Source organism: Pedobacter sp. BG31 (assembly GCF_042464845.1).
Classification (GTDB): Bacteria; Bacteroidota; Bacteroidia; order Sphingobacteriales; family Sphingobacteriaceae; genus Pedobacter; species Pedobacter suwonensis.
This window is the reverse complement of record NZ_JBHNZK010000003.1, coordinates 228,563-251,884: the sequence shown is the minus strand read 5'-3', so window position 1 is coordinate 251,884 and position 23,322 is coordinate 228,563. Positions and strand designations below refer to the sequence as shown.

General features: G+C 39.1%; 22 protein-coding genes and 1 riboswitch. Of the genes, 9 read left to right on the top strand and 13 right to left on the bottom strand.

Going from position 1 to position 23,322, the window contains the following annotated elements; translation table 11 throughout:
- Positions 1-38: 38 nt before the first annotated feature.
- Positions 39-1,226, top strand: a complete 1,188-nt coding sequence (locus ACFE6N_RS06250; protein WP_378934831.1) for a DUF1624 domain-containing protein — start codon at positions 39-41, stop codon at positions 1,224-1,226.
- Positions 1,227-1,249: 23 nt separating this feature from the next.
- Here ACFE6N_RS06250 and ACFE6N_RS06245 read toward each other — a convergent pair whose 3' ends face one another.
- The 3 genes from ACFE6N_RS06245 to mutS all read right to left on the bottom strand — a co-directional run bounded on the left by ACFE6N_RS06245 (position 1,250) and on the right by mutS (position 5,103).
- Positions 1,250-1,717, bottom strand: a complete 468-nt coding sequence (locus ACFE6N_RS06245) for a TlpA disulfide reductase family protein (RefSeq protein ID WP_378934829.1) — start codon at positions 1,715-1,717, stop codon at positions 1,250-1,252.
- Positions 1,718-1,906: 189 nt separating this feature from the next.
- On the bottom strand, positions 1,907-2,404 hold the full coding sequence (locus tag ACFE6N_RS06240) for a C40 family peptidase (RefSeq protein WP_378934827.1): 498 nt from the start codon (positions 2,402-2,404) through the stop codon (positions 1,907-1,909).
- An 86-nt stretch (positions 2,405-2,490) separates the two neighbouring features.
- Entirely contained in the window at positions 2,491-5,103 is a 2,613-nt protein-coding gene (gene mutS, locus ACFE6N_RS06235) for a DNA mismatch repair protein MutS (RefSeq protein WP_378934825.1), read from the bottom strand.
- 1,248 nt (positions 5,104-6,351) lie between these two features.
- Between mutS and ACFE6N_RS06230 the strand changes: the two genes are divergently transcribed.
- Positions 6,352-6,666: an HPF/RaiA family ribosome-associated protein gene (locus tag ACFE6N_RS06230; protein ID WP_090979404.1), complete on the top strand. Its 315-nt coding sequence runs from the start codon at positions 6,352-6,354 to the stop codon at positions 6,664-6,666.
- Positions 6,667-6,764: 98 nt separating this feature from the next.
- On the opposite strand, the gene ACFE6N_RS06225 is transcribed toward ACFE6N_RS06230, so the two are convergent.
- The 4 genes from ACFE6N_RS06225 to ACFE6N_RS06210 form a co-directional block, all read right to left on the bottom strand.
- Positions 6,765-7,505: a menaquinone biosynthetic enzyme MqnA/MqnD family protein gene (locus ACFE6N_RS06225; protein WP_378934823.1), complete on the bottom strand. Its 741-nt coding sequence runs from the start codon at positions 7,503-7,505 to the stop codon at positions 6,765-6,767.
- A gap of 127 nt (positions 7,506-7,632) precedes the next feature.
- Positions 7,633-8,262: a histidine phosphatase family protein gene (locus tag ACFE6N_RS06220; RefSeq protein WP_090979409.1), complete on the bottom strand. Its 630-nt coding sequence runs from the start codon at positions 8,260-8,262 to the stop codon at positions 7,633-7,635.
- Positions 8,263-8,357: 95 nt separating this feature from the next.
- Positions 8,358-9,551, bottom strand: coding sequence for an aminofutalosine synthase MqnE (gene mqnE / locus ACFE6N_RS06215; protein ID WP_378934821.1), 1,194 nt, complete (start codon positions 9,549-9,551; stop codon positions 8,358-8,360).
- Positions 9,552-9,968: 417 nt separating this feature from the next.
- Positions 9,969-10,463 (bottom strand): hypothetical protein, encoded by a 495-nt coding sequence (locus ACFE6N_RS06210; RefSeq protein ID WP_293742027.1) that lies wholly within the window; start codon positions 10,461-10,463, stop codon positions 9,969-9,971.
- A gap of 124 nt (positions 10,464-10,587) precedes the next feature.
- Between ACFE6N_RS06210 and ACFE6N_RS06205 the strand changes: the two genes are divergently transcribed.
- Positions 10,588-11,703, top strand: coding sequence for a trans-sulfuration enzyme family protein (locus ACFE6N_RS06205; RefSeq protein WP_378934819.1), 1,116 nt, complete (start codon positions 10,588-10,590; stop codon positions 11,701-11,703).
- 49 nt (positions 11,704-11,752) lie between these two features.
- Here ACFE6N_RS06205 and ACFE6N_RS06200 read toward each other — a convergent pair whose 3' ends face one another.
- Both ACFE6N_RS06200 and ACFE6N_RS06195 read right to left on the bottom strand, forming a co-directional pair.
- Positions 11,753-12,346: a hypothetical protein gene (locus ACFE6N_RS06200; RefSeq protein WP_378934818.1), complete on the bottom strand. Its 594-nt coding sequence runs from the start codon at positions 12,344-12,346 to the stop codon at positions 11,753-11,755.
- Positions 12,347-12,361: 15 nt separating this feature from the next.
- Positions 12,362-12,766 carry a hypothetical protein gene (locus ACFE6N_RS06195; protein WP_378934816.1) on the bottom strand — a complete coding sequence of 135 codons (405 nt, stop codon included), beginning with the start codon at positions 12,764-12,766 and terminating at the stop codon, positions 12,362-12,364.
- Between the two features lie 213 nt (positions 12,767-12,979).
- A riboswitch (SAM riboswitch) is annotated at positions 12,980-13,090 on the top strand.
- 261 nt (positions 13,091-13,351) lie between these two features.
- Between ACFE6N_RS06195 and ACFE6N_RS06190 the strand changes: the two genes are divergently transcribed.
- The 3 genes from ACFE6N_RS06190 (at position 13,352) to ACFE6N_RS06180 (ending at position 17,150) form a co-directional block, all read left to right on the top strand.
- Complete coding sequence (locus tag ACFE6N_RS06190) at positions 13,352-14,683, top strand: O-acetylhomoserine aminocarboxypropyltransferase/cysteine synthase family protein (RefSeq protein WP_378934814.1); 1,332 nt, start codon at positions 13,352-13,354, stop codon at positions 14,681-14,683.
- A gap of 29 nt (positions 14,684-14,712) precedes the next feature.
- Positions 14,713-15,771, top strand: coding sequence for a homoserine O-acetyltransferase (gene metX / locus ACFE6N_RS06185; protein WP_378934812.1), 1,059 nt, complete (start codon positions 14,713-14,715; stop codon positions 15,769-15,771).
- 134 nt (positions 15,772-15,905) lie between these two features.
- Positions 15,906-17,150, top strand: coding sequence for a homoserine dehydrogenase (locus ACFE6N_RS06180; protein WP_378934810.1), 1,245 nt, complete (start codon positions 15,906-15,908; stop codon positions 17,148-17,150).
- Positions 17,151-17,226: 76 nt separating this feature from the next.
- Here ACFE6N_RS06180 and ACFE6N_RS06175 read toward each other — a convergent pair whose 3' ends face one another.
- From ACFE6N_RS06175 to ACFE6N_RS06160, 4 genes are all read right to left on the bottom strand, one after another.
- The gene (locus ACFE6N_RS06175; protein ID WP_378934808.1) at positions 17,227-17,574 is read right to left on the bottom strand and encodes a hypothetical protein; all 348 of its coding nucleotides are present in this window, start codon (positions 17,572-17,574) and stop codon (positions 17,227-17,229) included.
- A complete protein-coding gene (locus ACFE6N_RS06170; RefSeq protein WP_378934806.1) occupies positions 17,574-18,374 on the bottom strand; it encodes a type II toxin-antitoxin system antitoxin SocA domain-containing protein in 801 nt (266 codons plus the stop codon). Before ACFE6N_RS06170 ends, ACFE6N_RS06175 begins: the two co-directional genes overlap by 1 nt.
- A gap of 104 nt (positions 18,375-18,478) precedes the next feature.
- Positions 18,479-18,931 (bottom strand): hypothetical protein, encoded by a 453-nt coding sequence (locus ACFE6N_RS06165; RefSeq protein ID WP_378934804.1) that lies wholly within the window; start codon positions 18,929-18,931, stop codon positions 18,479-18,481.
- A gap of 29 nt (positions 18,932-18,960) precedes the next feature.
- Complete coding sequence (locus tag ACFE6N_RS06160; protein ID WP_293742017.1) at positions 18,961-19,731, bottom strand: queuosine precursor transporter; 771 nt, start codon at positions 19,729-19,731, stop codon at positions 18,961-18,963.
- A 181-nt stretch (positions 19,732-19,912) separates the two neighbouring features.
- Here ACFE6N_RS06160 and ACFE6N_RS06155 point away from each other — a divergent pair, with 181 nt between their 5' ends.
- The 3 genes from ACFE6N_RS06155 (at position 19,913) to ACFE6N_RS06145 (ending at position 23,311) form a co-directional block, all read left to right on the top strand.
- Complete coding sequence (locus ACFE6N_RS06155; protein WP_378934802.1) at positions 19,913-21,139, top strand: multidrug effflux MFS transporter; 1,227 nt, start codon at positions 19,913-19,915, stop codon at positions 21,137-21,139.
- Positions 21,140-21,342: 203 nt separating this feature from the next.
- Positions 21,343-22,488 (top strand): methionine aminotransferase, encoded by a 1,146-nt coding sequence (locus ACFE6N_RS06150; protein ID WP_378934800.1) that lies wholly within the window; start codon positions 21,343-21,345, stop codon positions 22,486-22,488.
- A gap of 19 nt (positions 22,489-22,507) precedes the next feature.
- The gene (locus ACFE6N_RS06145; protein ID WP_378934799.1) at positions 22,508-23,311 is read left to right on the top strand and encodes a nitrilase family protein; all 804 of its coding nucleotides are present in this window, start codon (positions 22,508-22,510) and stop codon (positions 23,309-23,311) included.
- The last annotated feature ends 11 nt before the right edge of the window (positions 23,312-23,322 follow it).

Below are 23,322 nucleotides of genomic sequence, written 5' to 3'. Positions count from 1 at the left end.
ATATAAAATAATATATTTAATTAACCAAACCTAATTTTATGGATGCTGATAACGTTTCACTGTCTAAACGTATTTTATCTATTGATATACTACGTGGATTTGTAATGATTGTAATGGCGCTGGATCATACCAGAGATTTTTTTCATATTGGTGCGATGACAGCTGATCCGCTAAATCCTGAGACCACCACGGGCCTTTTGTTTTTTACCCGCTGGATTACCCATTTCTGTGCGCCCGTTTTTGTTTTCCTGTCAGGATTATCAGCTTATTTATCTGCACAACATAAAACGCCAGCTCAGGCAGCTTCATTTTTATTTAAACGGGGTTTATGGTTAATTTTTATTGAAATAGCAGTGGTATCGCTCGGTCTTACCTTTAATCTGCAATACAACTTTATTATTTTACAGGTAATCTGGGCAACTGGCTGGAGCATGATCTTCCTGGCATTGGCGAGCCGGATCTCTTATCAAAGCGTAGTCGTCATCGGCTATATTCTGGTTTTTGGACACAATCTTTTCGATTTATTGCCCAAACCAGCCGATCAAACAGCCGGATTGATTTTGAAAGTATTTTTTACTGCTTCGGGAACGGTTATACCTTTATCCAGCAATCATTTAGTCGGTATTTTTTATGCCATCCTGCCCTGGACAGGCATTATGTTTTTAGGTTATGGGATTGGCGCATGGTATAAAAAAGAATATGCTAACGAACTCAGAAAGCGAAATTTACTGGTTGCCGGATTATTAACCATATTATTGTTTATTACCTTGAGGCTCATCAATATTTACGGCGATCCGGCACCGCGTAAGGAGTATCATGATTTCTTTAAGAACCTGTTGTCCTTTTTTAACGTAAGCAAATATCCTCCCTCCTTGCAATACACAGCCATGACATTGGGCCCAGCACTGCTGTTTTTAGCGCTTATCGAAAAAACAGCCAATTGGTTTACGAAGATAACCGCCGTATATGGCGCTGTACCTTTCTTTTATTATGTGATACATTTTTATTTATTGCATATACTCCTGGTGATGGCATTTTTTGCCACAGGGCATAGCGAAAAAGAAATTATGCAGGTTCCGTTTTTATTTAGGCCGGCAGCTTTTGGATTTGGTTTACCTGGTGTTTATTTGATATGGATTTGTGTGGTAGCTTCTTTGTACCTTCCCTGCAGGTGGTTTAAAAGATACAAGCAAACACACAGGCAATGGTGGTTGAGTTATATTTAATTTTTTTTAATTTGAGGGATGATTTATTTCAGGTTCAGCAGAGTATTTTTCAGTTCAGCTTCGGTAAATTCTTTTTCATAGAGTTGCCTTGATTTTTGGTTTACAAACAGGGTAGCAGGAATAGCGCCCGACCATTTTTTGTCGATCCGTTCTGTATACTGTTGCTGATCAGGCTCATTTAAAAGAAATACTTCCGCATTGATTTGATTACGCTGTACAAATGGAATAACTTCTTTTTGCAGTTTTGATTTAAAATCCAGGCTTACCAAAATTACTTTCACCGGTTTCTTTATATTAGCTAACCGTAGTTTCTCGAAATTCGGCAATTCGGCTACACATGGCGAGCACCAGGTTGCCCAGAAATTGATGACGTAGGTGGTATCTTTTCCATTGGCAATGCGTTTATCCAGTTCATTTAGGGTGAGTAATTTTACTTGTGCATTAGTAGCATAAGTTATTAAAGAAAAACCGATTATGAGGATTATGCGCATGATAACGAAATTTTAGTGGATTGTTGTTTTACATTCCGTCACCCTGAACGGTTGTTCGTCATTTCCGTGCAGGCGGGAATCTTAATGAAGCCTGTTAAGCGTCTGTGATTCCTGGATCGGTTGGTAGTTAAGAACAGATATTAAAAATTTCTACATTTCGTTGAACTTCAGTCCAAATGACGACAGCTATCAATTAACCGATCCGGATTTAACCAAAACCTTTTGATAAGCCGGTAATGTTAAATCATCTACAATTACCCCTCGTGTGGTACTGGCATGTACAAAAAAACCATTATTGAGGTAAACGCCCACATGGTCTACATCGTTTCCACCAAAAGAGAAAAACACAAGATCGCCCTCTTTCAGGCTATCAATATCTTTCCTTCTGACCACATTGGCCTGCTCGCGGGAAATACGTGGTAGTGTAACCCCAAATATTTCTTTCTCCAATAAGAATGCAAAACCGGAACAATCAATCCCATTCTTATCTAATCCGCCAAAACGGTACTTCACTCCTGTCCAATCGGTAATAAAACGATAAAGCGATTTGCTTTTTAAATTAGCCATCGCATCAGCCGCCTGTGCTGCTTTCGTATCACTTTTAACCGTGTATTTTCTTGTTCCGCAGGATGTTATAATGATGGAGAACATTAAAATTAAAGAATAACAATATTTAGCTTTTATCATATTTTTTAATTCTTTTGGTCACACAATCAGACAGATAGCTATCATACCAACCTACCAACATCTATGTTCACGTTTTTTACCTGTCGTTAATTTTTTATTAACCGCTGTATTTCGTCTAATTTTAACAGTGCCTCAACAGGAGTTAACGCATTTACATCTAAATTATTTAAAGTATCACGTATTTTCACCAAAATCGGATCATCAATGGCAAACATCTGTAACTGGTAGGCCTGGTTTTGTACTTTTTTAATGCTGTCTTTTATACTTTGTCCTTCTGTACGGTCTATTTCTAATTTTTTAAGAATCTCATTCGCACGTCCTATTAATTTTGTCGGCATACCGGCCATTTTTGCCACATGTATACCAAAGCTATGTTCACTACCACCAGGTATAAGTTTTCTTAAGAAAATTACCTTATTGCTCATTTCTTTTACCGATACATTAAAGTTTTTAATGCGGGGCATGGTATTGGCCAGTTCGTTTAGCTCATGGTAGTGCGTGGCAAATAAGGTTTTAGGTCGGGCCGCTGGATGCTGATGCAGAAATTCCGCAATTGCCCAGGCAATCGAAATACCATCATATGTACTTGTTCCGCGACCAATTTCATCAAGCAGGATCAAACTATCATCAGAGATATTGTTCAGGATACTTGCCGTCTCGTTCATTTCTACCATAAACGTACTTTCTCCTGAGGAGATGTTATCAGATGCCCCTACACGGGTAAAAATCTTATCCACTATGCCTACTTCTGCATCTTTTGCCGGCACAAAGGAACCCATCTGTGCCATTAATACAATTAATGCCGTTTGCCTTAAAATGGCTGATTTACCCGCCATGTTAGGACCGGTAATCATGATGATCTGCTGACTTTCGGTATCAAGATATACATCGTTGGTAATGTATTCTGTACCAACAGGCAATTGTTTTTCAATTACCGGGTGGCGGCCACCTTTAATATCGAGCACTTTGTTTTGGGTAACCTTTGGTTTGTTATAATGGTTTTTAGCTGCCAGTTGAGCAAAACACAGCAAACAATCAAGCTGTGCGATGAGATATGAATCAAGCTGGATGGGTTTGATGTAACTCGCCGTTTCATACATCAGTTCGTTGTACAAACGGATTTCGATGGCCTGTATCTTTTCCTCAGCACCTAAAATCTGATCTTCATACTCTTTCAGCTCGGGCGTAATGTATCGTTCCGCATTTACCAAGGTCTGCTTACGGATCCAGCCATCGGGTACCTTATCTTTATGGGTATGGGTAACTTCTAAATAATAACCAAATACATTATTGAAGGCGATTTTCAAAGATGGGATGCCTGTTGCTTCTGCTTCCCGCTTCTGAATCTGAACCAGGTAATCTTTCCCACCAAAAGCAATTTTGCGCAAACGGTCTAAATCTTCGTCAACCCCGTCGGCAATTACATTTCCTTTAATCAGCAACGCTGGTGGTTCGGCCTGCAATTCCTTTTCTATTCGTTCCCGGATGGCTAAACATGGATTTAACTGATCTGCTATTTTAATCAGGAAAGGATTTTTAGAATCTGCAGCAAGTTTTTTAACGGCTTCAATGTGGTAAAGTGCACGTTTTAAAGCCACCAATTCCCTCGGGCCAACCCGTTGTAAACCAACTTTGGAAATTAAACGTTCTAAATCTCCTATCTGTTTAATGTGCGATAGAAATTCTTCCTGTAATGTTTCGTTTGCCACAAAATATTCTACCATGCCCAAGCGTTCCTGAATGGGTTTCAGCTCTTTCAATGGCATAATAATCCACTTCTGTAACAAACGTGCGCCCATTGGGGTACAGGTGTGATCTAAAATATCAAAAAGCGTTACGGCATTGTCGTTAGGTGAATTCACCAATTCCAGGTTTCGGATGGTAAAACGGTCGAGCCACATGTAACGGTCTTCTTCAATGCGGCTAATGGAAGTAATGTGCTGCAGGTTGCGGTGTTCGGTTTCACCTAAATAATGTAAAATAACACCAGCAGCAACAATTCCGCTTTGTAAACGATCGATACCGAAACCTTTTAATGACGAAACTTCAAAATGTTTCATCAGGGTTTCGTTTCCAAAATCAGTGGTAAATGGCCATTCGTCTAAGCCAAAGGTGTAAAAACGGTCGCCAAAGTTTTCGGTAAAGGCTTGTCTCTTTGATTTTTGAAAGATAACTTCTGTAGGCTTAAAACCCTGCAGAAGTTTATCGATATAATCGCTATTGCCTTGCGCAATTAAAAATTCGCCTGTAGATATATCTAAAAATGAAACACCCAATTGTGTTTTATCGAAAAAAACGCAGGCCAGGAAATTGTTCGATTTCTGGTTTACAATATTGTCGCCGTAAGCTACGCCTGGGGTAACCAGCTCTGTTACACCTCTTTTTACAATGGTTTTTGTTGTTTTAGGATCTTCAAGCTGATCGCAAATGGCAACGCGCTGCCCCGCCCTGACCAGTTTCGATAAATAATTATCTAAAGAATGGTGCGGAAAACCGGCCAGTTCCAAAGCACCACCATTGGGTCCGGTACCTCTTCTGGTTAATACGATGCCTAAAATCTGTGCCGTTTTAATGGCATCTTCGCCAAAGGTTTCATAAAAATCGCCAACCCTAAATAGTAAAAGTGCACCCGGGTACTTCGCTTTTATCGCGTTGTACTGCTGCATTAACGGGGTTTCTTTATTCGTGTCTTTAGCCAAAACTGAAATGAATTTACAAAAGCCATAAAGATAACATGAATAAGCATTTTACCGCTGTTTTGTTGAAAAGTTGAAAGATTGTTTAAAAGCCAGGGTTAATCAGCTAACTTTAACCTCATCATTGTTTTCTTCCATCAACAGTTAACTGTCATTCGAAAATCAAGGGGTCTGTACATTTGGGATAGCGCAGTCCTGCTTTACGCTTGTAGGCCCTCTCTTCAATCGGGAGCTACCGCTTCAATCAGGTTTAGTCACAATGGTCTGTTTTAACCCAAGTGCATAATAATTTTCTTTTGTCAACAGTTAACCAATTTATACGATTAAACAGTTAATCATTATTTGGAAATGAAGGGGGGGGTGCATTTGGGATAGTGTAGTCCTGTTAATCGCTTTACTTCGTTGCACTCGTGTTCGCTCCGATCAGGTTTAGGTACAATGGTCTGGTTCCAATCTAGTCGTATGATCGTGAGCCCAATAATTAACCAGTTTATACAATTAAAACAATTAACCATTTTTGGAAATGAAAGGTTCTGTGCATTTCGGAGAATGTAGTCCTGTTATCCGCTTTACTTCGCTTCGCTCGTGTTCGCTCCTACCAGGTTTAGGTACAATGGTCTGGTTCCAATCTAGTCGTATGATCGTGAGCTCAATAATTAACCAGTTTATACAATTAAAACAATTAACCATTTTTGGAAATGAAAGGTTCTGTGCATTTCGGAGAATGTAGTCCTGTTATCCGCTTTACTTCGCTGCGCTCGTGTTCGCTCCTACCAGGTTTAGGTACAATGGTCTGTTTTAACCCGGTTATACAATAAATTCGGCACCTACACAGTTAACCAATTTATACAATTAAACAATTGCCATTATTTGGAAATGAAGGTTTCTGTGCATTTGGGATAGTGTAGTCCTGTTATCCGCTTTACTTCATTGCACTCCGTGCCCGCTCATACCAGGTTTAGGTACAATGGTCTGTTTTAACCCGGTTATACAATAAATCTGGTACTTATACAGTTAACCAATTTATACGATTAAACAGTTAACCATTATTTGGAAATGAAGGTTTCTGTGCATTTCGGAGAATGTAGTCCTGTTATCCGCTTTACTTCGCTACGCTCGTGTTCGCTACTACCAGGTTCAGGTACAATGGTCTGTTTTAACCCAATTAATACAATTAATCAGTTAACCCATAGAAACAATTACCCTAGTCATGTGTTAACGTTATATAAATTTTAACCTAATTTTTTAATTATGACGATCCAACTGAACACCGACAAGAATTTAACCATCCATCAGGAATACGAAGAAAAAATCAACACTCAGTTAAATGAAGGCCTGAGCAGGTTTAGCGATCTGATTACGCGTTTAGAAGTTCATCTTTCTGATGAGAACGGTAGTAAAGATGGTCTGGATGATAAAAGATGTTTGTTAGAGGCCAGAATAACCGGAAAAGATCCTATAGCAGTGACCAACCTGGGTAACACGTACGATTTAGCGATCACAGGCGCCTTAACAAAACTAAAAAGTGCTTTAGAAAAAGTGGCAGGAAAAATGAAAGCACATTAATAGATATAAAATGTCATCCTGACCCTGTCGAAGGACCTCTGAACGTATTTTATGAAGCGTTTCGACAGGCTCAACTTGACAATCATTATTGTAGTTTTTTATAATTTAACTTTTTCTAATTCTTCTATATATCCCAAAAACAGATACAAAGCTTTCTTTCTGTCTTCTGTAACATCAAATTGAAGTTTATGATAAAGGTAATCTTCCAGATCGAAATTTGGCGATTCAGATAATTCCGCCAAAACTTCTTTCCGATGATCTAAACCAAACTTTAAAGCTGCATTAAATTCAGCTTTAAAATCTTCTGAAATCTCTTTATTGGCTACCCAAGCTGCATACATAAAAGGTAGGCCAGTAAGTTTTTTCCATTCCTCGCCCATATCATAAGCGTAGGCAAAATCATCTTTTTTACCAAAAGTCCTGTCGCCAATCAAAACAAAAGCATCTGTTTTTGCGTCTGGATCGGTAGTAAATTCTACCTCCTTTTTCCAATGAAATTTTAGCAATACTTTGGCTAAGTTGTTTGAGGTACGGGAGTGGGCATCCAGCCTTAGCGTTTTAATTTCATTTGCCGGAACTTCACTAAAAATAAATACAGAATTTACGCCGCCATCACTGCCTATACAGTAATCGGCCACAATATTGGCATTTGGAACCAAAGGAATAGCTGCGACAGGCATCAAGCCGATATCTGCCTGACCATTAATCACTTTTGCTGCGCAATCTGAAGGGATATATAAACTTAAATCAATCTTATTAATGATGTCTGAATGTGTTAATCCGTATATAAAAGCTTTTGTATTGGTGTAGGCAACCGCCGATATTTTAATCTTATTCAAGGTGTTATGTTTTGCGCTTCGCGTTTCGCGTTAAGCAAATTATTTAATTACTAAACAATCTTATGTGGTTTGTGTCCTCAGGAGCGATTAACGCACTTCGTTTCATGAAGACACGAACCGGGGCTGTTTATTCTCCGATTACTAAACCGTCTAAATGTACTGCGCTGTTAAATTCGAGCACGGTAAATTTTCCATCCTCAAAACCCATTTTGTACAACACGGTATTCTGATGTGGGAATTCAGTCATTTCGCTCAATGGTTTTCCTAAGAGTAAGCATAAAAAAACACGCATCGCCCGGCCATGCATACAAAGCAATACTGTTTTTTCCTCTGGTCGGGTCATTAAAACCTCCATGGGTTGTTTTAAACGTTCGTAAACATCCTGAACGCTTTCGCCACCTTCAAAATGCGCGGAATAATCTCCATTCTCCCAGCTTTGTAACATCTCACGAAAAGCCTCGCGTGCCTCTTCGGTATTGGGTTTTCCTTCCCAGATACCCCATGCCAGCTCATCTAATCCCGAAAGTTTTTCCCAGGGTAATTTAGCATCGATAAACTTCTGCACCGTTTGCCAGGTTCGTTTGAGATCGGATGTGTAAATTTTATCAAAAGGAACATCCTTGTATTTTTGATAAAAAGCTTCAGCTTGCGCCCTCCCCAAATCATTTAGATCAGAATTTATACCCCTGCCCTGTACTATGCCCTGTCTGTTAAGTTCTGTTTCGCCGTGGCGTATGATGTATATTTCTTTAACCATTAAATGGGATTTTTTGGATTATAAGATTGCAGGATTAACATTTATTATTTTTTGACTTTGCGAAAAGATCTTAAAATCCTATCATCATAACAATCTTAATTTACTACCGGTAATTTATAATATTGCGGTTTCTTTTCTTCCTCAAAAACAACATTTTCGAAATCGGTAACTACATTGTATAGTGTATCGCGTTCAATTGCTTTCCGGCCCACTTGTTTAATCAGATTAACCAGCTCTTTAGTGCTCATCGCCGGATTCTGCTCTTCGGCTCCAGCCATTGAGTAAATTTTAGTCGTATCATCCAAAGTACCGTCAATATCATCAACGCCATAATTTAGGGATAACTGTGCCGTTTCGCGACTGATCATGGCCCAGTAAGCTTTAATATGATCAAAATTGTCTAGATAGATTCGGGCAATTGCATAATTTCTCAAATCTTCGATTACCGAAGATTCAGGCACATTGCTCATCTGGTTATGCTGATTTCTGAATTTTAAAGGAATAAAAGTTTGGAAACCGCCCGTACGATCCTGCAGTTGGCGTAGTTTTTCCATATGGTCAACCCGGTGCCAGTATTTTTCAATATGTCCATAAAGCATGGTTGCGTTACTCCGCATACCTAATTTGTGCCATTCTTCATGGATATCCAGCCATTGCTGACCGGTACATTTGTCTTTGGCAATCTGTTCCCTGATTTCGGGATGAAAAATTTCTGCCCCTCCGCCCGGTATAGATTCCAAGCCGGCTTCTTTCATCAAACGCATACCCGTTGCATAATCAATTTTAGCCTTTTTGAAGATATAATGGTACTCTACAGGGGTTAATGCTTTAACATGTAAATCCGGACGGTGTTGTTTAATAGCGGTGAACAAAGCCGAATAAAAGGCTACATCATATTGAGGAAGTACCCCTCCTACAATGTGTACCTCTGTTACCGGTTCGCCATCATATTTTTTAACAATATCGAGCATTTGCTCCATCGTTAAGGCCCAGCCTTCCTCTTTTTGCTTGATTAAACGGGAATAAGAACAAAATTTGCAGTCGTAAACGCAAAGGTTGGTAGGTTCCAGATGGAAGTTCCGGTTAAAATAGGTTTTATCGCCATGTCTCTGTTCGCGGATAAAGTTGGCCAATACGCCAAGATAACCCAATTCTGCATGTTCGTATAAGTACACACCTTCGTCGAAGGTAATCCGCTCTTTATGAAGAACTTTATGCGCGATGTTTTGTAGTTCAGTTGATAAATTGGTATCAGCTAATATTTTTTCAACTTGCTCAGTTGTATTCATTCCTGATTTATTTTGAACAAAAATACGATAATGAGCCGATTTGAAAATCATTTTCTTGTAACAAACCGTGATTTTTGGATATTGTACCTGATTATTAAACACAGTTGAACACTGATCAACACAGATATTGATTACTTTTTATTGTAAACTTAGCTATAGGCGTTAATATCAGTCACGGAAACACAGAAGTCACGGAGAAATAACTATCAAGCTCGGGGATAAATCCATGTTTCAACACTTGACGGTAGTTTATGTAAGATAAAACCTGGATCTAAGTTCAATGCTAACAAGCTGCTACAAGTGATTCTAAGAAACTTCGGGTAAATCCGTGTCTCCGTGGCAACCCTAAAAGACAGTAAACAAAAAAAGCACCTCTTTTCAGAAGTGCTTTAAGGGTATGTTTTTCGATGTTAAATATTATCTGGCTGCAGGTACAAAAGTTAGAATAATATTTGCAGTTCTGCCACCAAATTCAATTGGTGATTTTAATACCATTTGTGTGCTTGAAAGTTCAGTTAATACCAAACGATAACCTTCAGTTACATTTTTTGCTTTGTCACCCTCGTATATTTTTTTAAACTGGAAGGTTTGATCTTTAGGGGCAGCCGACCAGAAAATAGTCTGCATTACAGCACCACAGGTACTTGATGCAGGTAAGGTATAAGATCCATTACCACTATTGGTTAAATTCCATGTACTTCCCTCAAAACATTTATAAGATTTCTCTCCAAATAAGCCCTGAACAGCACCATCAGGCAAACCTTCCAAAGCTACATTACTCACTACCCATTCGCGAACAACTGTACCTCTGCTACCTGTTACGCCTGCAGTTACTCTTTTTGCAGTATTACAACTTTGTAACATTACTAAGGTAGAACATGCAATTGCGATAGCTATAAATAATCTTTTCATTTTATATGTAATTTAAATTTTGTCAAACTTGTTACATAAATCTTGCCAAAACCGTTACTAACCTTAAATTAGCGCTAAATTATTAAATCCCATACCCATATTACATCGTCCAAAATCAATCATCATGAAACCAGAAACCCTTGCTATTCACGCCGCTAATCTTGTAAAAATCAATACAGGTGATGTTACGCCGCCTATCAATTTATCTACCACATTTTTTCGTGACGAAGATGGTGGCTATCCTGGCGGACACATGTATAGCAGGGTAAGCAATCCAAACCGGTCTGCTTTAGAAAACACTGTAGCTAAACTGGAATATGGCGAAGATGCAGCAGCATTTTCCTCGGGTAATACCTGCGGGTTGGCATTGTTTCAGGCTTTGAAACCCGGTAGTCACATTATTGCACCAGACGATATGTATTGGGGCATTAAAAAACAATTGCTTACGATTTTTAATAATAGCCTGGAATTTGAGTTTATTGACCAGACCAATTTGTCGCTAATAGAATCAAACATCAAGCCCAATACAAAACTAATTTGGATCGAAACACCATCCAATCCACTGTTGAAGGTTACCGATATAGAAGAGATTGCTAAAATAGCTAAGGCTAAAAACATCACCATGGTCTGCGATAGTACATTTGCTTCCCCTATTTTACAAAATCCAATTTTATTAGGAGCAGATATTGTAATGCACAGCAGCACGAAATACCTTGGTGGCCATAGCGATGTGCTTGGAGGAATTTTGGTGACAGCAAAGAAAGATGAGCTGTGGGAGAAAATCAAAAACATACAGCAAACCGGCGGTGCCGTTCCATCACCCTTCGATTGCTTTTTATTAAGCAGAAGCATAAAAACCCTGGCCTACCGCATAAAAGGTCATTGTGAAAACGGAAAGATTATCGCTCATTATTTAAATAAACATCCAAATGTAGAGGCCGTTTTTTATCCCGGACTGGAAGACCATCCGCAACATGGTATTGCAAAAAAACAGATGAAAGATTTTGGTGGCATGATGTCGTTCCTGGTTAAAGGTGGTGTTGAAGCCGCTCATAAAGTAGCGAATAAGGTCCGGTTATTTGCACAGGCGACCAGTTTAGGTGGTGTGGAGAGTTTAATCGAACATCGCTACTCAGTAGAGGGGCCGGATAGCAAAACGCCTAAAAATCTGCTCCGTATTTCCGTTGGACTGGAACATGCAGATGATCTTATTGCCGATTTGGAGCAGGCGTTAAGCTAAAGTTTTCCACAGTCCTATAAGGTTTCTGAAACCTTGTAGGACTAAAAATCTATTTCGGATTACAAACCGTGGTCAGTTTCAAAGAATAGTTTGCCTCCAGTGGCTCATTTGTTTGTGCCAAACGTTGTGATCCCGTATTCGCAGGGCAAGCAATATCTCCTGCGGCATCATAAACCAATTTGTTCCCATTTGCCATCAATTCCTTTGGCACATATACCTGTACTTTGGTAACTGAATAACCTGAAGGAAAATAACGTATGTAATAACCATCAGGATGTTTGGTCCAGATGCCGCTTGGTACATCGCTTCTTGGTGGGGCCATACCCGCCACAATCGCATATTTTTCCATATCAGCATAAGTGTAATTTCCGGAAGCTACCAGCTGTCTGATATTGTTTTCTGCCTCAAAAACTGCTTTTACACCCGCTGGCAACTGGTCTTTAGCCTTTTCCATTACATCAAAAGGCAACACACCCAGGGCGCCTCCCTCCAATTGTGTAATCTGACTCGGGGTTAATAATTTTACAGCGGTTAATTTTACCTGTCCGTTAAAATCAGCAAATTTTGTTCTGGCAATAATGGTCCACAGCAGCGCCTGGATGTCATGTTGATCCACCTCAGGATGTTTTTCTGCGCTTTTCAATATCGCAACCACTATTTATTCCTTAGAACCTAGTACAGGAGCAAACATATAACCATCGCCTTTTGACGGCGCAAATGTTCCGGCCTTCAAACAATAACTTTTGTTGGTCATCTCATAAAGCCCCTCACAAAGTACAAAACCGCCCTCTGGATTTTTAGGTAGTAAATACAATGGTTGTGCCTTTAAATTTAACGAAGTAATAAAGTCGGGCATTTTTTCTCCTTCCCTGTTTACATCTTCGAAACTGGTGGTTATGGCAGCGGGCTGTTTCAGAAACCTGTCTACCCCTAAGGCTTTGGCACCCTGGGCAGTTCCGATTTTTAATAATTTATCTTTTAAACCTCCAAATTGGGCATTGGTGGTGCTGACAAACATCACCGTGAATAGCAGGCTTAAACCTAAAACACTTTTGTTTTTCATGATAATCATATTTAGATAGGTAGCGCAAACTTAGCATATTAAGTGCTAATTTCACATCGAAAGTTCGATTTTAGCAGCGCAACATAAAATTAAACAACTAGTTATCAGTTATTTATTTAAAAATCAAAATTTTATTTTGTGTATTAAAAATTTATCCTGACATTTGAAATATTATTTGGCGGAAAGTTAAATAAAAGTCAATCTTCACAGGTTGATTTATAAAGAAGTGGCGAGAGACTGGCTCGATGACCCACTGGCAACCCTCAGAAAGAGAAGGTGCCAATTCCTGACCAGATAACATGGTGTTATTTGGTGATATAAATTATAACTGATGAAAACATTAAATCTTCGATCGCTAAGCGAATCCAATGCAGACCTTAAAAAGGTAAGACAAGTTCCTATTTCTGTTACTTGCAGTTATATGCCTGCTATGGCTTGTATGTGCTGTTGCATACAGTAATTTAAAAATCTTCCTTTTTTGTTTCCCTCAAACTGGAAGGTCCCGGATAACGGGATACGCCCTTTTAAGCTTTAGGACTACCCTAAGCCATTTATCTCATCAATTCATAAATTAAAACAGAAATTATGTCAACATCATATAAATTTGAAACTTTACAATTACACGCTGGTCAGGAAATAGATCCAACAACAGGTTCAAGAGCCGTCCCCATTTACCAAACAACGTCTTACGGGTTCAATAGTGCTGAACATGGTGCCAATTTATTTGCTCTAAAGGAGTTTGGTAATATCTACACCAGGATCATGAATCCAACCAACGATGTTTTTGAAAAACGTATTGCCGCTTTGGAAGGTGGCGTTGCTGCTCTGGCCGTGGCCTCAGGGCAAGCTGCACAATTCATCGCTTTGAATAATATACTGGAGGCTGGTGATAGTATTGTTTCTTCTTCTCACATTTATGGCGGAACATATAACCAGTTTAAAGTGGCTTTTAAACGTTTAGGTATCCATGTAGATTTTGCCAATTTGGATGTGCCTGAGGAATTTGAAGCTAAAATTACCGACAAAACGAAAGCCATTTACCTGGAAACCATCGGCAATCCAGCCTTTAGTGTACCTGATTTTGGGAAGATTGCCGCTATTGCCAAAAAATATGATCTTCCTTTGGTGGTTGATAATACTTTTGGTGCAGGAGGTTATTTGTTTAAGCCATTAGAACATGGAGCAAACATCGTGGTCGAATCTGCAACTAAATGGATCGGTGGTCATGGAACAAGCATCGGCGGCGTAATTGTCGACGGCGGAAACTACAACTGGGGTAACGGGAAATTCCCGCAGTTCTCCGAGCCTTCAGCAGGTTACCATGGTTTGGTTTTTAGTGATGTTTTTGGCATTGGCGGGCCGTTCGGTAATATTCAGTTTATCATCCGTGCCCGTGTAGAAGGATTAAGAGATCTTGGGCCTGCCCTATCGCCTTTTAATTCTTTTCTTTTGTTGCAAGGACTGGAAACGCTATCGCTCCGCGTACAACGCCATGTTGATAATGCCCTTGAACTGGCCACCTGGTTAGAAAACCATCCGCTGGTTAAAGAAGTACAATATCCCGGATTAGCAAGTAGCAAATACAACAATCTTGCGAAAAAATATTTAAGCAATGGTTTTGGAGCCGTACTGTCTTTTGAACTAAACGGAAGCAAGGAAAATGCCACGCAGGTTATTGATCATTTGAAATTGGTTTCGCACCTAGCCAACGTGGGCGATGCCAAAACGCTGATCATCCAGCCATCGGCCACCACACACCAGCAATTGAGTGAAGAAGAACAACTGGCCGCGGGCGTAAAACCAAACGCCTTAAGGGTCTCAGTTGGTATTGAGCATATCGATGATATTAAAGCTGATTTCGAACAGGCATTTGCAGCCATTAACGCACAAGTTTCTACCGAGAGTTTATTAGCTTAAGCACATTTACCTTCCGATACAACAAAACAATGAGTACAGCATCAATATATAATCATCATAAACAGTTTAAATTAGAAAACGGAAAAAAAATCCGTAACCTGCAGGTTGCTTATCAAACTTATGGGAAACTAAATGCGGCTAAAGATAACGTAATCTGGGTTTGCCATGCACTTACTGCCAATGCAGATGTTTTTGAATGGTGGGAAGGTTTGTTCGGGCAAAATGCTTTGTTCAATCCTGCGGAACACTATATTGTCTGCGCCAATGTTTTAGGCTCTCATTATGGCAGCACTAGCCCCTTGAGTACAAATCCGGTAACAGGCCTGCCATATTACCTGTCTTTTCCACAGTTTACCATTCGCGATTTGGTATCAGCACACCAGTTATTGGCTTCGCATTTAGGCGTAGACTATATCAAGTTGTTAATAGGTGGTTCTTTGGGCGGACAACAAGCAGTTGAATGGAGTATTTCAGACCCGAATAAAATTGAAAACCTGATTTTAATTGCCACTAATGCAGCACATTCTCCCTGGGGTATCGCTTTTAACGAAAGCCAGCGTTTGGCCATTACTACCGATAGAACTTTTTACGCTAACCAACCAAACGGTGGTAGCAAAGGTTTAAAAACTGCCCGTAGCATTGCGCTTTTAAGCTATAGAACCTACGATGCTTATGGCAGTACACAGGTAGAAAGTGTTAACGATAAAACTGACAACTTCAGGTCGTCTTCTTATCAGAATTATCAGGGCGAAAAACTGATCAACCGCTTTAATGCTTACAGTTATTATTATTTAACTAAAGCAATGGACAGCCATAATGTTGGCCGTAACCGCAAAAGTATTGGCGATGCCTTAAAATTAATTAAGGCGAACACCCTGGTCATCGGAATAGAAAATGATGTGTTGTTCCCGCTTTCGGAGCAAAAATACCTGGCCGACCATATTTCCGGGGCAGAATTTATTGCTTTACACTCAGATTACGGACATGATGGTTTTTTAATCGAAACCAATGCATTGACCAATGTAATCGGAAACTTTATGAAAGAAAGCCGTAACAAGAAAATAATCAAACTACAGCATACGGGTTAGAAAGGTAGAGGGTTGAGGGTATAAAGGTAGAAGGTAAGAAAACTGGATACCGGAATAAAATTTAAAAAAAATTACAAAAATAAGAACAGTTATATCGGTGTAACCGACCTATCTGTGTAATCATAAAAACAATAATGAGTAAGAATTTAAAAATCGGTTTATTTGGTTTCGGTGTAGTAGGACAAGGTTTATTGGATATTATCCAAAGCCAGAACTTAAACCTGGAGATCATTAAAATTGCGATAAAAGATCCGAGGAAGAAGCGTACCCTTAATCAAGATCTGTTTACTACTGATCGTAACGAGATATTGAATAATACGGAAATCAATACCATTGTAGAATTGATCAATGATGCCGACGCAGCCTATGAGATTGTAACGGCCGCATTAAAGAACGGTAAAAATGTAGTTTCTGCCAATAAAAAAATGATTGCCATACACTTAAAAGAGCTGGTTGATTTACAACAAAAGCACGGCACTTCGCTATTGTATGAAGGTGCAGTTTGTGGCAGTATTCCGATTATCAGGAATTTAGAAGAGTACTACGATAATGAATTGTTTCATGCTTTGAGCGGAATTTTTAATGGCTCATCTAATTATATCCTTTCCAAGATATTTAATGAGAACCAAAGTTACGATTCGGCGTTAAAAGAAGCACAGGATTTAGGTTTTGCGGAAACTGATCCGATCTTAGACGTGGGCGGCTACGATCCAAAATACAAACTCGCGATTGCTACAGCGCATGCTTACGGTTTATTTGTTAATCCCAATGCTATTTTAAATATTGGTATACAGAACCTATCCAACAATGACATTAAATATGCCCGCGAAAAAAACTTTAAGATTAAATTAGTTCCTACAGCGCGTAAAGTAAACACAAAAGATATTGTGACTTATGTACTACCTAAACTCGTAGCTAAAGATGATTTTCTGTACAATGTAGAAAATGAATACAATGCAGTTGCCGTTCAGGCGGCTTTTGCAGATAAACAATTTTTCTACGGTAAAGGTGCGGGCGGCCACCCTACTGGTGCTGCCGTGCTTTCTGATATTGCTGCCTTAAGGTACGATTACCGTTATGAATACAAAAAATATCATTCAGAAAATGGCGTAAAACATACAGAAGAGATTCTTTTGGAAATTTATTTACGTTATGCAGATGAAGACCTGATTACGCTGTTGGAGTTTGATAACATTAGCGAGCGCTATGCGGCCAGCAGTTACAAATATGTGGTAGGTACGCTTAAGCTGGAAAGTTTGATTAGAAACCGTGATTTGCTTTTAGATCAATCTGTTTTTGTGGCCTATACGGGCAGACAGATTTATAAACAGGAGCAATTGAGCGAAAATGTTTTTGCTGCCGAACTGGCCAGCCTCTAACTTATTTTTTTAAGGTTAATTTTTTTATTTGTTTTGTTGTTAAGTACAAAGGTCGGAGCGAGTCCGGCCTTTTGCATTAGTTAAAATTATCCAAAATACGCTGCCGGTCTTCATTTTCCTTATCATTTTTATGGTAAAGTTCAATAAAAACGATCTTTTTTTCTTCTAGGAAATAAGCATAAATTAATCTTAAACCTGAGTTTACTCCACGGCCTTTTAAACTATCGCAGGTAATTTTTTTAACTTTAATGACACATGTCGTTATGCCTAAATTATCAATACGGAAACTAAAAGGATTACGTTCATCTGGCTTAACCCTTAAAATCACTTTCACATCTTCCAAATCAGATTGCAAACTGCGGTATCGCTTCAAAAGTTTTTTGAAATCCTTATTAAATTCGTCTATTGATTCAAAAAGCATCATTAATCATTTTCTTCTTCATCGTAAACGCGAACGGAATAAGGCAGTTCTCTATAGAAAGCTAAATTATAGCTTATATCCTTACCTTCTTCGGTAACCTCCCAGGGCAAATCTTTATGTGAGTAATCGCTTATGGCTGTGGCAGACCAATCGCTCATCTGTTCAATTACTTTATCTATAACATCCTTCTCACTAGCCTTAAGTACAGTTAAATCGGCTTTTTCAAGTGGCAGGTAGCGCTTTTGCGGATAACCTTTAAATTCTGTCTTAATCCTTTGAAGCTGATTGGCATCTATCATCTGATTAATAATGGCATCTAACTTTTGGGGAACAGGGCCATACGGCAATTTTTTGTACTTCGCTCCTGTTAAGTGCTCTTCATACAACTCGTAATAATTAAAATCAGAAAAATACAGGAGTTTATACAGTACAGTTTCACCAACATTAGGTTTACCGGCGCAACGCTCTAGAATATAAAGCAAAACATTTTTAAACTTGTTTACATTTAAGGTTGGTACAGAAATGCGCTCTTCTGTAATCTCAGCTGCTGAGTGATCCGATGGCTGCAGACTTTGATTAGCCAGAAAATCTTTAGTCATAAAATCATCAAGGGAAAAACCTAGCGTTATGGAAAGTTTTTGCATTTCACTTAGGCTTACACTTCGATTTCCCAACTCGATCTGTGTTAAAGACGGCCTTGAAATGGCAATACTTTTTGCCAAATCTTCTTGGGAGAGACCTTTTTTCGAACGAAGGGTAGCTATTCTTTCCCCTATTTCTTTTTTTGATATTTCATATGCCATAATTCAAAGATACAACATGTTTCATAATAAAACAATAAGGCGATTGATTTTAAAACAAAACGACAATATTTCTCTTTAATTTTGGAACTGCTAATTGCAAATATCTATTGTTTTATTCTCACGTATTTTTCGATTATCACCCGATCTACCCCTGCTGCTTCGACCTTTTCAACTCCTTTTTGGATCAGGGTATCTTGATGGATGTCTAGTTTGAAATTAAACTTTTTGCCTTCCCAGTTTTTATTTTTGTAGTACTCCAGATGTTCAGTATAATCACTGCCCTTCAAAACGAAAGTCCCTCCTCCTGCATCAAAGCTAGCAGTATCTTTCGGATCAAGGCTATGCCTTAGAAAAGCAAAATGGCTTTTATTAAATAACTTGATCATTTTTAGTTTTCCGGAATAATCAGTCGTTTCGCTTTTTCCTTTATCAATAGTTGTGGCTGAAACCAGTTGCCAGGTGCCTTGAATATCAAGAACTGAATCTTTTTTGTTTCCATCTTTGCGCTTACAAGCAAATAAGGAGAAAAGGAAAAGTAATATTAAGGTATATTTCATTAATCAAATGGTTTAGGTAATTAAAAAATTTATCCTCTCCCGGCCATCTTAATCAGTTTTTGAGCTAGATCTTTCCCTAAATAACGATCGATAACCGTGTGTACAATATACAATATAGGCGTCATCAAGATAGCAACAACAAATTTATAGGTATAGTTAACCAAGCCAATTGCAGCAACCATTTTCCAGCTATAATGGTATTGTGGATTTAAATAAAATGCAATAAAAATCACCACAAAACTATCGATCAGTTGAGAAACCAATGTGGAGCCGGTTGCACGCAGCCATAAAGCACGTTCACCTGTAATTTTTTTAATTCGGTGGAAAATGAGCACGTCTGCCATCTGTCCGATAATAAAAGCCGTAATGGAACCTGCAATAATCCACATGCCTTGCCCAAAAATCCCTGCAAAGGCATTATTCATATTAAGGTCTTCTCCATTGATGTTCTGATGTACCCAAAAATCTGCGGCACTTAAGTGCATTGATCCCCAAACCACCAGAAAAGCAAACGCAATTAAAATGGAAGTAAGGATAGATAAGAAACGAACCTGTTTTACACCAAAATATTCGTTGATGATATCTGTCATAATGAAAATAATGGGCCAGGTTAAAACCCCTGCCGACATCACGAAAGACAGGTTTGGAACGCCCAGCAAATTAATATTGAACTTTTTAAAGCCCAATGTTTCCTCAACGCTGAATAGTTTAACCCCAATAAATTCTGATAATATAGCATTTGCTACAAAAAAACTACCCAGAACGAGTAGCAAACGGCTTTCTTTCGTCTTAAAAGTCATAGGCAATAAATCTAAAAATAATCTGGCGAATTATCGAAGAGATTGGTTCATTTTAACAATTGGCACGTAATAATCATCCTGCCTTTTGATTGCGGCCCACAATTTTACAATCGTTCAACCTGTAGATTAGGTTAACAAAATTAATCTCCCAATCTTTGCGCCTCGGAAAATAATCAGATCAATGGCTAAAAAACAACACTTTTTATTAATCCTTATTTTAGGCTCGCTGGCTGCCCTCGGTCCTTTTTCTATTGATATGTATCTGCCTGGCTTTGTTGATATTGCAAAGGATTTAAAAAGTACAGAATCCACCGTAGCACTTTCTTTATCCAGTTTTTTTATTGGGATTTCAGCTGGTCAGTTATTGTATGGCCCGCTTTTAGATAAATTCGGCAGGAAAAAACCGCTATACTTTGGTTTGGCGCTTTATATTTTTGCTTCTTTTTTATGTTTAGCCGTAACTGATGTAAACCAATTGATTGTGCTGCGTTTTGTGCAGGCCATCGGAAGCTGTGCTACCGCTGTAGCCTCGGTTGCAATGGTTAGGGATCTGTTTTCGGTAGATGAAAGCCCAAAAGTATTTGCTTCACTGATGTTAGTAATTGCCGTTTCGCCTATGCTGGCTCCAACCGCAGGCGGATACCTGATCTCTGCGTTAGGCTGGAAATATGTGTTTGTATTTTTAGGGTTAATGGCCATCTTCATGCTACTGGCCTCCGTTTTTAAACTGCCGGAGAGTTATACACCAGATCCTGACTATTCTTTAAAACCTAAACCCATTTTAACCAATTTCCTTACGGTTTTAAAAGAACCACAGTTTTATACCTATGCGTTAATTAGTTCAATCACCTTTTCAGGTTTATTTGCTTATGTATCTTCATCCCCTACCGTATTTATGAAAATATATGAAGTAAGTAAAACCGGTTACGGCTGGATTTTCGCCTTGCTGTCGGTAGCGTTTATCGGTTCGAGTCAGGTAAATAGTCTGATATTAAAATGGTTTACCAGCAAAAAAATAGTCACTTATGCACTTATTGCTCAATGTATCGTCAGTTTAGTATTTTTGATCTTTGCCTTAAATAACTGGCTGGACTTATACACTACCATTGGTTTTATCGCCTTATTTTTAGCCTGCCTGGGATTAATTAATCCTAATGCAGCTGCTTTATCGCTCGCTCCGTTTTCTAAAAATGCAGGCAGTGCATCGGCCTTAATGGGCGCTTTGCAGATGGGACTGGGTGCCCTGGCTTCAGTAATGGTAAGTTTGTTTAGCGAACACTCGGTGGTGCCGATGCCATTGGTTATGACAGCCGCTGCCTTTATAGCTTTAGGCTGTCTGCTAATCGGCAGAAGGTTTATTACTTCCGAAGTGGAAGCCTCTTCAGATGCTGCCACAGTAGCGCACTAATCTTTTCCTGTAAATTTCATAGCTATAATGATTCCATGGCTTGGAGTAAAACTTACCAAAACAAGTATTTAGTTTCTAAATAGTTATACAAGCGCGTGATGATTTTCAGCGAAATCCGTATGCAATAATTGCAACAACCTATCATGGGCTTTTGCCATAGGCTCTCAAGTGTTAAACTTTTTTTTTCTATTTTCGCTTATAAGATGCTTCATATACAATCTAAACTTCCCGGGGTAAACACCACCATTTTTTCGGTGATGAGTAAACTTGCTGCTGAATATAATGCCATTAATCTTTCTCAGGGCTTCCCTGATTATGCATGTGATCCAAAACTAATTGAATTGGTCAATAAAGCCATGAAAGATGGTTTCAATCAATATGCACCCATGCCTGGTTCTATTTTTTTAAAAGAAACCATTGCAGAGAAAGTTGAAAAGCTATATAACATCAGGTATAATCCTGATACGGAAATTACCGTCACCGCAGGTGGAACACAGGCTATTTTTACTGCACTGGCATCCATTATTAATGCTGGTGATGAAGTGATTATTTTTGAGCCGGCTTACGATAGTTATGCACCTACTGTGAAACTGCTTGGAGGACTGGTAAAAACTTATGAACTGGCTCCGCCTGATTATGGCATTGACTGGGATATGGTTAAGAAGTTATTTACGGTAAAAACCAGGATGATCATCTTAAATACCCCACAGAATCCTACGGGCAGCATTCTATCCTCAGACGATATGAAATCGCTTATAAAACTCGTGAGCGGTACTGACATTGTGATTTTAAGCGATGAAGTTTACGAGCACCTCATTTATGACGGGCAAACGCATCAGAGTGTAATGTCTTATCCCGAATTGAGGCAAAGAAGCTTTGTTGTGGCCTCTTTCGGTAAGCTCTTACATGCTACAGGGTGGAAACTGGGTTATTGCCTTGCGCCAGAGGATTTGACCAAAGAATTCAGGAAGGTACACCAATTTAATGTTTTCAGCGTTAATAGTCCCATGCAGCAGGCCATCGCCGAATACATTAAAGAACCCAAAAATTACACCGAAATTGGCAGTTTCTTTCAATTGAAACGGGATTATTTCAGAAATCTCCTGGCCGAAAGCCGCTTTAAACTTCTGCCTTGTAATGGTTCGTATTTTCAATGTGCAAGTTATAGCAGTATCAGTGATGAAAAAGATACCGATTTTAGCATCAGGTTGGTGAAAGAGTTTGGAGTGGCCACCATTCCGGTTTCTGCATTCTACCAAAAGGCAACTGACCATAAAATTATCAGGTTCTGCTTTGCCAAAGAAAATGATACCCTCGCAAAGGCAGCCGAGAAATTAAAAAACGTTTAACCAGACCAACCGATATACCATGGAAGCACCTGTTTATACCCAAGTAGAAAATCTGAAAGTAACTGTTTTTCAGGCTTATCTTTTCTGGGAGAACATTGATAAAAATCTTCTCAATCTGGCACTTCGACTGTCAATGGGTGTGAGGGAGAAAACCGATATTATTATTTTACCTGAAATGTTCAATACCGGTTTTAGTATGAATTCTGAAGCGTTAGCCGAAGAAATGGGTGGAAAAACGATGCAATGGATGCAGAAAATGGCACATCAGTACAATTGTGTGGTTACAGGTAGCCTGATTATAAAAGAAAACAACCAATATTACAACCGCCTGATCTGGATGGAGCCAGGTGGCAGACACCAGCATTACGATAAACGCCATCTGTTTGGCATGGGCAATGAAGACCAGCACTTTAGTCCTGGTAAGGACAAACTCATTGTTGAGCTCAAAGGCTGGAGGATCAGACTGGCGATATGTTATGATTTACGCTTTCCGGTTTGGCTACGTAATGTAGACGAAGAATATGATATTTTGCTCCTGGTAGCCAGCTGGCCTGATAAACGATCGGCACACTGGAAAGCCCTGATCCCCGCCAGAGCTATCGAAAACCAAAGTTATGTAATTGCCGTAAACCGTGTTGGGCATGATGGAAACCAAATTTACCATAGCGGATTATCAATGTGTCTGGATCCATACGGCAACACCGTTTATTATAAACCCGAAGATGAAGATTTATATACTTTCAGTATCAATTACGAAGAGCTGGTTAAAATCAGGAGGCAGTTTCCGTTTTTAAAAGATGCCGATCGATTTACCATTGAATAGCAATAATCAAT

What these genes read in the sequence shown, in the direction of transcription:
- ACFE6N_RS06220 (WP_090979409.1), bottom strand. Translation starts at nt 8,262, where the DNA reads ATGGTTAAAGAAATATACATCATACGCCACGGCGAAACAGAACTTAAC.
- ACFE6N_RS06250 (WP_378934831.1), top strand. Translation starts at nt 39, where the DNA reads ATGGATGCTGATAACGTTTCACTGTCTAAACGTATTTTATCTATTGAT.
- ACFE6N_RS06205 (WP_378934819.1), top strand. Translation starts at nt 10,588, where the DNA reads ATGAAACCAGAAACCCTTGCTATTCACGCCGCTAATCTTGTAAAAATC.
- ACFE6N_RS06230 (WP_090979404.1), top strand. Translation starts at nt 6,352, where the DNA reads ATGACGATCCAACTGAACACCGACAAGAATTTAACCATCCATCAGGAA.
- ACFE6N_RS06240 (WP_378934827.1), bottom strand. Translation starts at nt 2,404, where the DNA reads ATGATAAAAGCTAAATATTGTTATTCTTTAATTTTAATGTTCTCCATC.
- ACFE6N_RS06165 (WP_378934804.1), bottom strand. Translation starts at nt 18,931, where the DNA reads ATGAAATATACCTTAATATTACTTTTCCTTTTCTCCTTATTTGCTTGT.
- ACFE6N_RS06175 (WP_378934808.1), bottom strand. Translation starts at nt 17,574, where the DNA reads ATGATGCTTTTTGAATCAATAGACGAATTTAATAAGGATTTCAAAAAA.
- ACFE6N_RS06150 (WP_378934800.1), top strand. Translation starts at nt 21,343, where the DNA reads ATGCTTCATATACAATCTAAACTTCCCGGGGTAAACACCACCATTTTT.
- mqnE (WP_378934821.1), bottom strand. Translation starts at nt 9,551, where the DNA reads ATGAATACAACTGAGCAAGTTGAAAAAATATTAGCTGATACCAATTTA.
- ACFE6N_RS06245 (WP_378934829.1), bottom strand. Translation starts at nt 1,717, where the DNA reads ATGCGCATAATCCTCATAATCGGTTTTTCTTTAATAACTTATGCTACT.
- ACFE6N_RS06155 (WP_378934802.1), top strand. Translation starts at nt 19,913, where the DNA reads ATGGCTAAAAAACAACACTTTTTATTAATCCTTATTTTAGGCTCGCTG.
- ACFE6N_RS06170 (WP_378934806.1), bottom strand. Translation starts at nt 18,374, where the DNA reads ATGGCATATGAAATATCAAAAAAAGAAATAGGGGAAAGAATAGCTACC.
- ACFE6N_RS06160 (WP_293742017.1), bottom strand. Translation starts at nt 19,731, where the DNA reads ATGACTTTTAAGACGAAAGAAAGCCGTTTGCTACTCGTTCTGGGTAGT.
- ACFE6N_RS06190 (WP_378934814.1), top strand. Translation starts at nt 13,352, where the DNA reads ATGTCAACATCATATAAATTTGAAACTTTACAATTACACGCTGGTCAG.
- ACFE6N_RS06210 (WP_293742027.1), bottom strand. Translation starts at nt 10,463, where the DNA reads ATGAAAAGATTATTTATAGCTATCGCAATTGCATGTTCTACCTTAGTA.
- ACFE6N_RS06195 (WP_378934816.1), bottom strand. Translation starts at nt 12,766, where the DNA reads ATGAAAAACAAAAGTGTTTTAGGTTTAAGCCTGCTATTCACGGTGATG.
- ACFE6N_RS06145 (WP_378934799.1), top strand. Translation starts at nt 22,508, where the DNA reads ATGGAAGCACCTGTTTATACCCAAGTAGAAAATCTGAAAGTAACTGTT.
- metX (WP_378934812.1), top strand. Translation starts at nt 14,713, where the DNA reads ATGAGTACAGCATCAATATATAATCATCATAAACAGTTTAAATTAGAA.
- ACFE6N_RS06180 (WP_378934810.1), top strand. Translation starts at nt 15,906, where the DNA reads ATGAGTAAGAATTTAAAAATCGGTTTATTTGGTTTCGGTGTAGTAGGA.